Here is a 9211-nt window from a genome sequence, read left to right on the forward strand (position 1 = left end):
CACACCTCTGATCAGTGGGAGAGAGTCAGGTGTACTTCGCCGCACTGCTCGCGCGCACCGAAGACGGGTGGGAAGCGAGCGACACGGAGCTCGACGACGTGGAGAGCCTGTCGGATCTGGCCGAGCTCGCTCGTGAGGCCTCGGACGACGACACGGTGATCGTCTTCATCGAACAGGAGGACGCGTGGTTCGGGATCGTCCGGATCGAGGGTGAGGAGGACCCCCGCATCTACGTCTCGGACGGGGCCGCCGCCGCGCGTTCCTCGTACGGGGAGATGCTCACCCGGGAGATCCTCGGCGACGACCTGGACGACCTGGTCGACGAACTGGAGACGCTGGACCTGGACGGCACCGAGGACGGGGAGCCGCTCGACGGCGAGGCGGACGAGGACGAGGCGGGTTCCGTGGCCGCCGAGGCCGTCCCGGCCGCTCCGGTGGGCGACCGGCTGATCCTGGCCGACCTCGGGATGTCGGCGGAGGACCTGCTGGCCCTCGACACGGACGCGCTCGCGGAGATCGCGGAGGCGCTGGGCGCCGCCGAGGTCCTGGAGGCCGTCCGCTAGTGGCATCCGCGGTACCCGTTCCCGACCCCGCTCCCGACTCCGTTCGGGACCCGGTCCGGGATCCCTGGCGGGACGCCATGCGTCTCGCCCTCGCCGAGGCCGACGCGGCCGCGCCGGCCGGTGACGTACCGGTCGGGGCGGTCGTGCTCGGCCCGGACGGGGCGGTGATCGCCCGCGCGCACAACGAGCGGGAGGCCACCGGCGACCCCACCGCGCACGCCGAGGTGCTCGCCCTGCGCCGGGCGGCGGCGGTGACCGGCGAGTGGCGGCTGACGGGCTGCACGCTGGTCGTGACCCTGGAGCCGTGTGTGATGTGCGCCGGCGCGCTCGTCCAGTCCCGCGTCGAGCGGGTGGTGTTCGGAGCGCTCGACGAGAAGGCGGGCGCGACCGGTTCGCTCTGGGACCTCGTGCGGGACCGGCGGCTCAACCACCGCCCCGAGGTGATCCAGGGCGTCCTCGGCGAGGAGTGCGCCGAGCAGTTGACGGCCTTCTTCCGCAGCCGCTGACCCCCGCTCCGACCTGGCCTTCGATGCGGATTTCATCGCAGCGCGAGTTTGGGCTAAGCTCTCTCTCGGTAGCGTGTCCGAGCGGCCGAAGGAGCTCGCCTCGAAAGCGAGTGTGGCGCAAGTCACCGAGGGTTCAAATCCCTCCGCTACCGCTTCGATCGAAGGGCCCGGCGCATCAGCGCCGGGCCCTTCGGCGTACCTCCGGAGAGGCGTATCTCTGAAGAGGCGTATCCCCGGAGAGGGAGGCGTGGGGGGAGGGAAGGGGCCGGGGGGAGCGGCATCGGGGGGACAAGCCGCTCCCCCCGATGAGAACCGGAGCCGCAGGTCCTGCGCCGCGTTCAGGGGGGAAGCCCGCGGCGCGGACCCCGCAGTGCGGGCCGGTTCCAGGAGCCTTGCGGATTCCTGCCAGATCCGCCGGGCTCGACATCCATACTGCTCGCCCGTCACCCTTCCGGAGGGCGGCGAAAGGCCCCGATCGCCGGGCCCTTGGTCCATAAGCACTCGGTTAGAGTGGCGCGGTCGTACGGCGGGGGAACAGCCGGGGGAACAGGGGAGGGCCGGGCAGATGGCGCAGGCGAAGAAGATCGCGCTGTACGCGGTCGTGGTCTTTGTGCTGTACACGATCGTTAACTCCCCGGCCCGGGCGGCCGATCTGGTCCAGGTAGGGTTCGAGGGCATTTCCAGCGCCGCCCAGGGGGTCGGTCAGTTCATGACCGAACTCGTCAACTAGGAGCTCACCGTGATCCGCCATCTGGTCCTCTTCAAGCTCAACGACGGCGTATCGCGCGACGAGCCGCGCGTGGTCGCCGGCGTCGAGGCGTTCCGCGCGCTCGGCGGGCAGATCCCGGAGCTGAAGTTCTGGGAGTGCGACTGGAACATCACGGACCGCCCGATCGCGTACGACTTCGCCATCAACTCGGCCGTCGAGGACGAGGACGCGCTCCAGCGCTACCTGGACCACCCCGCGCACCAGGCCGGTGTCGCCCAGTGGCGCGAGTTCGCCACCTGGGTGATCGCGGACTACGCCTTCTAGTCCTCCTTCACCCCGAGGCCCCCTGCCCTCGCGGCGGGGGGCCTTTTCCGTGCGTGACCTCCCCTTTTTCCGCCAGTATGCCCTCAACACGGGATTATGCGGTGCTTGCACACAGTGGACATGTCTTGTGATGCTATGACCGCTTTTGACGGATGAGTTGACCGTAGTTGACCCGGTCGACCAGCAAGAACAGGCGAAGGGGTGGCGTGAACGTGCCGGCCAGTACAGCACCTCAGGTCCCGCCCCAGCACGAGGCGGGCGGCGGCGGCCAGGAAGCCCCGCGCCCGCGCCCCCAGAGCAGTCGCGGCGCCGACACCCGCGCCCTCACCCAGGTGCTCTTCGGGCAGCTGAAGAACCTGGAGCCGGGCACCCCCGAGCACCACCGGGTGCGCGGGGCCCTCATCGAGGCGAACCTGCCGCTCGTGCGGTACGCGGCGGCCCGCTTCCGCTCCCGCAACGAGCCGATGGAGGACGTCGTCCAGGTCGGCACCATCGGCCTCATCAACGCCATCGACCGCTTCGACCCCGACCGGGGCGTCCAGTTCCCCACCTTCGCCATGCCGACCGTCGTCGGCGAGATCAAGCGGTACTTCCGCGACAACGTGCGGACCGTGCACGTGCCGCGCCGGCTGCACGAGCTGTGGGTCCAGGTGAACGGCGCCACCGAGGACCTGACGACCGCTCACGGCCGCTCCCCCACGACCGCGGAGATCGCCGAGCGGCTGCGGATCGGCGAGGACGAGGTGCTCGCCTGCATCGAGGCCGGCCGCTCGTACCACGCCACCTCCCTGGAGGCCGCGCAGGAGGGCGACGGGCTGCCCGGACTGCTCGACCGGCTCGGCTACGAGGACCCCGCGCTGGCCGGCGTCGAGCACCGCGACCTCGTCCGGCACCTGCTCGTCCAGCTGCCCGAGCGGGAGCAGCGGATCCTGATGCTGCGCTACTACAGCAACTTGACCCAGTCTCAGATCAGCCAGGAGCTCGGCGTCTCCCAGATGCACGTGTCAAGGCTCCTCGCCCGCAGTTTCGCCCGCCTGAGATCCGCAAACAGGATCGAGGCGTAACCGGAACGGGTAGACCGGTTCGGAGCAGTTCTCACCCGCACCAAATGCCGTACACCCCTTGTTTCCTGCGGAAATGCACCACCGCTGTGTCGACAAGTCACTACAGCGTGTTGCCGACATGTGACATTCTGCTGGAACCGAGTTTGCCGCAGCCCCGCCGCCGGTATTCAGGTGGAGGCTGCGTTCCTCAGACGGTCGCGGCCACCGCGACCGTCCGCGACCTCAAAGGGGGTGGCATGTCCACAGAACTGGGCAGCTCGAAGGTGCTCACGCTCACGCCCGTTCCCGTGCCCACGCAGACGACGGCGCCGACCGCGGCCGACGGCACGGAGCTCGTGAACGCCGCTGAGACCACCGACACCGCGCCTCCGCCGATGGTCGTCACGTCCGGGGCCCTCGACACCCGCACCCTCTCGCGCTCCCTCTTCCTGCGGCTGCGCGCGCTCGACGCCGAGGGCGCCGCCGCCGACAGCCCGGAGCGGACCTACGTCCGCGACACCCTCATCGAGCTCAACCTCCCGCTCGTGCGGTACGCGGCGGCCCGCTTCCGCTCCCGCAACGAGCCGATGGAGGACATCGTCCAGGTCGGCACCATCGGCCTCATCAAGGCGATCGACCGCTTCGACTGCGAACGGGGCGTGGAGTTCCCGACGTTCGCCATGCCGACCGTCGTCGGCGAGATCAAGCGCTTCTTCCGCGACACCTCGTGGTCGGTGCGGGTGCCGCGCCGGCTCCAGGAGCTGCGCCTCGCCCTGACCAAGGCCAGCGACGAGCTCGCGCAGAAGCTCGACCGCTCCCCCACCGTTCCCGAACTCGCCGCGGTGCTGGGAGTGTCGGAGGAGGACGTGGTCGACGGACTCGCCGTCGGCAACGCGTACACCGCCTCCTCGCTGGACTCCCCCTCGCCCGAGGACGACGGCGGCGAGGGCTCGCTCGCGGACCGCCTCGGCTACGAGGACTCGGCCCTCGAAGGCGTCGAGTACCGCGAGTCGCTCAAGCCGCTGCTCGCCAAACTGCCGCCCCGCGAGCGGCAGATCATCATGCTCCGCTTCTTCGCGAACATGACGCAGTCGCAGATCGGCGAGGAGGTCGGCATCTCCCAGATGCACGTCTCGCGCCTCCTCACCCGCACCCTCGCCCAGCTGCGCGAGGGCCTCATCTCCGACTGAGCCGAGCGACTTCCGCGAAACCCCTGTCCGTTGACGGCACGTCAGCCAGACTGGGACGCATGAGGCGCAGGAAGCCGGGACTCGTAGCGGTGGCGCTCTGCCTCGGCGGGGCGCTGACCGCGTGCGGTGGCGGAGGAGACGGCGAGGGGTACGCGGCGGTCGGCGCAGGCCCCTCGCCCGAGGGCGCGGTCGCCCCTTCGGGCGCGGTCCGTCTGGTCCCCCTGGAGAGCCCCTCCGCGAGCGGGACGACGTCCAGCACGTCCTCCCCGTCGCCCGCGGCACCCTCCCCGGGCCCGTCCGACGCTCCGGGCACACCGGGGCCTTCCGACACGGGTACGGGCCCGGGTCCCGCCGGTACGGCTCCGGCGCCCGAGCCGGTCCACCCCGGCGCGGGCCCCGCCCCCGGCACCGGCGCCCCCGCCCCGGCCCCGGAGCCCGGCGGCAGCACCCCGCCCCGTACGCCCTCCACGACGCCCAGGCCCGCGCCGCCCGGCACCGGAACCGGCACGCCCCCGCCGTCACCCACGCCGACCCCCGCGCCCGGGCCCGCCGTGCTCACCGTCTCCGCGCCCAGCCTCGCCGACGGCGACCGGCGCTGGTGCCAGCGGGTCACCGTGACCTTCCGCAACACCGGTGGCTCCGCGGCCACTTCGGGGACGGTCGGCTTCGCGACGCACGTCATCGGCCTGCTCGGCACCGACTGGGGGACGTTCTCCTCCAGTCAGCCGCTGCCCGCGCCGATCGCCGCGGGGGCGGCGCGGACGCAGACGTACACGGTGTGCGTGGACTCCTGGCGGGTGCCGATCGGGATGCGGATCGACACCCGCGAGGTCACCGCCACATGGCGCTGAGCAGCACCTTCGCGAACTCGGCCGGGTGCTCCACGCAGCCCACGTGGCCGCCGGGGAACTCCGTCCGCACGGCGCCGGTCAGCTCGGCGAGCCGCCGGGCCGGTCCGGCGAGCGCCTCCTGATCCGTGGACTCCTCGCCGACGCCCAGGACCAGCTTCCCGGCGGCGGCGCGCAACCCCTCCAGATCGGGGGCGGAGGAGGAGAAGGGGACCAGGACGTGCTCCAGGAAGACCGGCATGTTGGCGGTCATGCGGGCGGCCATCGGCCGGATGGAGGCGGGCAGTTCGCCGTCCTGCCGCTCCGGCTTCCGGCCGTCCGGCGTCTCGGAGAACCGGGCCATCGCCGGCCCGAGGCCCCGCGTGCGGTGCAGCTCGCGCACCTCGGCGAAGTGGTCGCGGTACGGGGCCGGGTCGGCGAGCAGCTCCACGAGGGGCGGCTCGTGGGCGACGAGCCGGCGCACCCGGTCCGGGCGGGCGGCGAGCAGGGAGAGGGCGACGATGCCGCCGGAGCTGCTGCCGAAGACGTCGGCGGGCGCGTCCGGCGAGACCGCGTCCAGGACGGCGAGGGCGTCGTCGCGCCACTCGGTCACCCGCTGGTCGGCGAGGGGGCCGTCGAGCGGACTGCGCGACAGACCGCGCTGGTCGTACGAGACCACGGTGTGTCCGGCGTCGGCGAGGAGGCCGGCCATCCCCTCGAAGAGCCCGGCGTCCCCGGCGCCCCCGGGGATCAGCAGCAGCACGGGTCCGCTGCCCCGGGTCTCGTACCGCAGGGTGGCCCCCGGGACCTTCACCGTGCCGACGGCGATGTCGATGTCGTTCATGAATCGTTCCCCCAGTTCTCCAGGACGTGGTGGAGCGCGTCCAGCGAACGCGCCCAGGACGAGGCGACGGGGCGGGAGTGCGCGAAGCCGCCGCCCAGTTCGAGGTGGACGTAGCCGTGGAAGGTGCTGCGGAGCAGACGGCCGGCGTCGGTGAGGTCGGGCTCCTGGAGGCCGTAGCCGCGCAGCATGCCGTAGGTGAGCTCGATGGCCCGCAGGAGGACGCCGGTGTCCTCGATCTCCTCCGGCTCGATCCGCTGCTGCGCGGCCGCGTACCGGCCGGGGTGCGCGAGGGCGTAGTCGCGGTAGGCGTCGGCGAAGGCGACGAGCGCCTCCTTGCCGGACCGGCCGGCCACGGCGGCGCCGATGGCGTCGTTCATCTCGCCCGAGGCGAGGAGCGCGAGCCGGACCCGCAGCTCGCGCAGGTTCCTGATGTGCGAGTAGAGGCTCGCGTCCTTGACCCCGAAGCGCCGCGCCAGGGCCGAGACGGTGACCTTGTCGAGGCCGCTCTCGTCCGCCATCTCGGCGGCCGCCCGCACGAGGCCGCCGACGGTGATTCCCGCGCGCACCACGAGACCCTCCTCTTTCCTAGTCGTCCTAGGAAGAAGGCTAAGGGCCCTAGGTTCGTTCCGCCAGAGAATAATCAGCGACCCGGGTAGCGCACCCCCGTCAGGCGCTCCGACTCCTCCCACAGCCGGCGGCCCGTCCCGGGGTCGGCCGCCGCCTCGGAGAGGCGCACCCGGGTCGGGGAGCCCCGCAGCTCGCCCATGCCGTCCGGGCCGATGAACTCGCCGCCCGCGACGGACGCGTCGGTCGCCGCGTACAGCTGGGGCAGCGCGCCCCGCTCCGGCCGCTGGGCGAGGAGCGGATTGCCGATGCGCCCGAAGAACAGCTTCGCCAGTCCGGAGGTGTCCTTCATCTGGAGGTTGGTGGCGGTGTAGCCGGGGTGGGCGAGCACGCTGCGGACCGGGCTGGCGGCCGCGGCCAGACGGCGGTGCAGCTCCTTGCCGAAGACGGCGTTGGCGAACTTCGACTGGTTGTAGAAGGCCATGGGCGCATAGCCCCGCTCCCCGCTCAGGTCGTCGAAGCGGAGGCCGCCCTGCCGGTGGTTGATAGAGCTGACCGTGACCACCCGCGGGTCGGTCCCGGCGGCGAGCAGGTCGAGCAGCAGGCCGGTGAGGGCGAAGTGGCCGAGGTGGTTGGCGGCGAACTGGAGCTCGTGGCCCTCGGGCGTGAGCGTGCGGGGCGGCGCCATCACTCCCGCGTTGTTGACGAGGACGTCGAGGCGCGGGTGCTCCGCGCGCACGCCGTCGGCGAAGGCGCGCACCGAGTCGAGGTCGGCGAGGTCGATCCGCCGTACGAGGAGGAGGTCCCGGTCGGCCCCCGCCGCCGCGAGGTCCTCGGCCGCCCGGTGGCCCTTCGCCTCGTCCCGTATGGCGAGGATCACCCGCCCGCCCCGCCGGACGAGCGCGCGGGTGGTGGCGAGGCCGAGTCCGCTGTTGGCCCCGGTGACGACGAAGACCCGCCCGGTCTGGTCCGGGATGAGGTCGGCGGTCCAGCGCTGCTTCTCAGTCATGCGGCACACGTTGCCGCTCGTGTCACCGGGTGTCAAGCATGACTATGGATGCCATCGAAGGCACCGCGTTACCATCGAGCCGTGACCACCCGCCCCGAGTCGACCCTCGCCCAGCGCAAACGCCAGCTCGTCGCCACCGAGCTCACCGAGGCGGCGCTCCAGCTGTTCGCACTCAAGGGCTTCGACGCCGCGACCGTCGACGAGATCGCGACCGGGGCCGGGGTCTCCAAGCGGACCTTCTTCCGGTACTTCGCGTCCAAGGAGGACGTGGTCGTCCAGTTCCTGGCCGGCATGGGCGCCGACATGCGCGCCGCGCTCGCCGCCCGGCCCGCCGACGAGCGCCCCTCCGAGGCGCTGCGGCGCGCCGTCTCCGTACCCCTGGCCGCCTGCGGCGACCACGCCGAGCGGGTGCTGCCGGTGGTCCGGCTGATCCTGCGGACCCCCTCCCTCCTCGCGCGCTTCCTGGAGCACCAGGCGGAGTGGCGCGAGGACCTGGCGGAGGAGCTGGGGGCCCGGCTGGGGTGCGACCCCGAGGCCGACCTCCGCCCCCGGCTCGCCGCGGGCATGGCCCTGACCGCCTTCGACGCCGTACTGCGCCGGTGGAGCGCCGGCAAAAGCACGGAGGTCACCGAGGACCCGGTCGCCCTGCTCGGGGAGGCCTTCGCGGTGCTCGCGCCGGCGCTGGACGCGAGCCCGTAAAGCCGCACACGGACGAGACGCGCACGGACGGGAAAAGAAAGGTGGGCCGAGTCCGCTCGGTGCGGATCCGGCCCACCACGACGGGGGTACGGGGGGTCAGCCCAGCGCCAGCCAGGCGACGGCCGCCAGGACGGCGATCACCGCGACGACGCCCACGATCAGGCCGACCCGCGGGCCGCCCGACGGGGCCACGGCCTGCGGCTGCTGCCGCTGCGGGGTGCCCTCGTCGACGAAGGCGCGGAACATCTGCGTGCTGCCGGCGGGGTCGTAGCCCTCGGGACCCTGAGGGGGCTGGCCCTGGCCGTACGGTGCTTGGGGGTTGTGTGCCATGGGCCAGGACCCTAGCGAAGTCGGGATGGGGGGCCCAAGCCCCGGCGGCGACGAACCGCCTTTGCCGATTCTTTAGCGCCGTTTGACCGATTTAGTTTGCCTGAAGCAACCATCCATCTCTATGGTTGCCCTAAGCAACAACATCGATGGAGTGTCCGATGGACAGAGGCAATCGGTACGAGAACCTCGCCCGCCAGGTGAGCGCCGTCGGAGCCGTGAAGCGCGGACTCGCGCGGACCCTGCCCGCCGACTGCCCCAGCGGATCCGCGATCGTCCTCGCCCTGCTGCACCACCACGGGGACGTACGGATGAGCCGGGTGGCCGAACTGATGGCCGTCGACCTGTCGGTCGGCAGTCGGCACGTGGCCCACACGGTGGACCGCGGATGGGTCGAGCGCCTGCCCGACCCGTCCGACAAGCGCTCCCGCATCCTCCATCTGACCCCGGCGGGCGCGGAGATGCTCGCCACGCTCGACCGGCGGCTGACCGCCACGCTCGCCCGCACGCTCGCGGACTGGTCCGACGAAGACGTCGAACAGCTCACCGTCCTGCTCGCCCGCCTCCGCGACTCCTTCGGGGACTGCCGGGCCCACCACGCTTGAG

The 9211-nt window shown here is 72.2% G+C and carries 13 protein-coding genes and 1 tRNA gene; 10 read left to right on the plus strand and 4 right to left on the minus strand.

The features are described from left to right. The first annotated feature begins 29 nt into the window (after positions 1-29). The 8 genes from ACIGW4_RS03620 (at position 30) to ACIGW4_RS03655 (ending at position 5186) form a co-directional block, all read left to right on the plus strand. On the plus strand, positions 30-563 hold the full coding sequence (locus ACIGW4_RS03620) for a hypothetical protein (RefSeq protein ID WP_123453789.1): 534 nt from the start codon (positions 30-32) through the stop codon (positions 561-563). A gap of 77 nt (positions 564-640) precedes the next feature. Further along, positions 641-1069: a tRNA adenosine(34) deaminase TadA gene (tadA, locus tag ACIGW4_RS03625; protein ID WP_260174414.1), complete on the plus strand. Its 429-nt coding sequence runs from the start codon at positions 641-643 to the stop codon at positions 1067-1069. Positions 1070-1136: 67 nt separating this feature from the next. Beyond that, positions 1137-1221: transfer RNA gene (locus ACIGW4_RS03630), tRNA-Ser, on the plus strand. Positions 1222-1634: 413 nt separating this feature from the next. Continuing rightward, positions 1635-1799: a hypothetical protein gene (locus tag ACIGW4_RS03635; protein WP_181924568.1), complete on the plus strand. Its 165-nt coding sequence runs from the start codon at positions 1635-1637 to the stop codon at positions 1797-1799. A gap of 9 nt (positions 1800-1808) precedes the next feature. Then, entirely contained in the window at positions 1809-2102 is a 294-nt protein-coding gene (locus ACIGW4_RS03640) for a Dabb family protein (protein WP_123453786.1), read from the plus strand. Positions 2103-2314: 212 nt separating this feature from the next. Continuing rightward, positions 2315-3166, plus strand: coding sequence for an RNA polymerase sigma factor SigF (locus ACIGW4_RS03645; protein WP_123457390.1), 852 nt, complete (start codon positions 2315-2317; stop codon positions 3164-3166). A 236-nt stretch (positions 3167-3402) separates the two neighbouring features. Further along, positions 3403-4335, plus strand: a complete 933-nt coding sequence (locus ACIGW4_RS03650) for an RNA polymerase sigma factor SigF (RefSeq protein WP_123453784.1) — start codon at positions 3403-3405, stop codon at positions 4333-4335. 59 nt (positions 4336-4394) lie between these two features. Next, positions 4395-5186, plus strand: coding sequence for a hypothetical protein (locus tag ACIGW4_RS03655; protein ID WP_399578274.1), 792 nt, complete (start codon positions 4395-4397; stop codon positions 5184-5186). On the opposite strand, the gene ACIGW4_RS03660 is transcribed toward ACIGW4_RS03655, so the two are convergent. The 3 genes from ACIGW4_RS03660 to ACIGW4_RS03670 form a co-directional block, all read right to left on the minus strand. After that, positions 5167-6006 (minus strand): alpha/beta fold hydrolase, encoded by an 840-nt coding sequence (locus tag ACIGW4_RS03660; RefSeq protein WP_398707882.1) that lies wholly within the window; start codon positions 6004-6006, stop codon positions 5167-5169. The genes ACIGW4_RS03655 and ACIGW4_RS03660 overlap by 20 nt on opposite strands. Next, on the minus strand, positions 6003-6575 hold the full coding sequence (locus tag ACIGW4_RS03665) for a WHG domain-containing protein (RefSeq protein ID WP_399578276.1): 573 nt from the start codon (positions 6573-6575) through the stop codon (positions 6003-6005). The genes ACIGW4_RS03660 and ACIGW4_RS03665 overlap by 4 nt, the downstream gene beginning before the upstream one ends. Before the next feature lie 71 nt (positions 6576-6646). Next, entirely contained in the window at positions 6647-7579 is a 933-nt protein-coding gene (locus tag ACIGW4_RS03670; RefSeq protein WP_399578278.1) for an oxidoreductase, read from the minus strand. A gap of 48 nt (positions 7580-7627) precedes the next feature. Between ACIGW4_RS03670 and ACIGW4_RS03675 the strand changes: the two genes are divergently transcribed. Then, a complete protein-coding gene (locus ACIGW4_RS03675; protein WP_399578280.1) occupies positions 7628-8278 on the plus strand; it encodes a TetR family transcriptional regulator in 651 nt (216 codons plus the stop codon). A 96-nt stretch (positions 8279-8374) separates the two neighbouring features. On the opposite strand, the gene ACIGW4_RS03680 is transcribed toward ACIGW4_RS03675, so the two are convergent. Continuing rightward, on the minus strand, positions 8375-8608 hold the full coding sequence (locus tag ACIGW4_RS03680; protein ID WP_123453774.1) for a hypothetical protein: 234 nt from the start codon (positions 8606-8608) through the stop codon (positions 8375-8377). Positions 8609-8766: 158 nt separating this feature from the next. Here ACIGW4_RS03680 and ACIGW4_RS03685 point away from each other — a divergent pair, with 158 nt between their 5' ends. Continuing rightward, a complete protein-coding gene (locus tag ACIGW4_RS03685) occupies positions 8767-9210 on the plus strand; it encodes a MarR family winged helix-turn-helix transcriptional regulator (RefSeq protein WP_123453772.1) in 444 nt (147 codons plus the stop codon). The last annotated feature ends 1 nt before the right edge of the window (position 9211 follow it).

It is taken from the genome of Streptomyces sp. NPDC053513 (assembly GCF_044544765.1).
GTDB classification, from domain to species: domain Bacteria; phylum Actinomycetota; class Actinomycetes; order Streptomycetales; family Streptomycetaceae; genus Streptomyces; species Streptomyces litmocidini.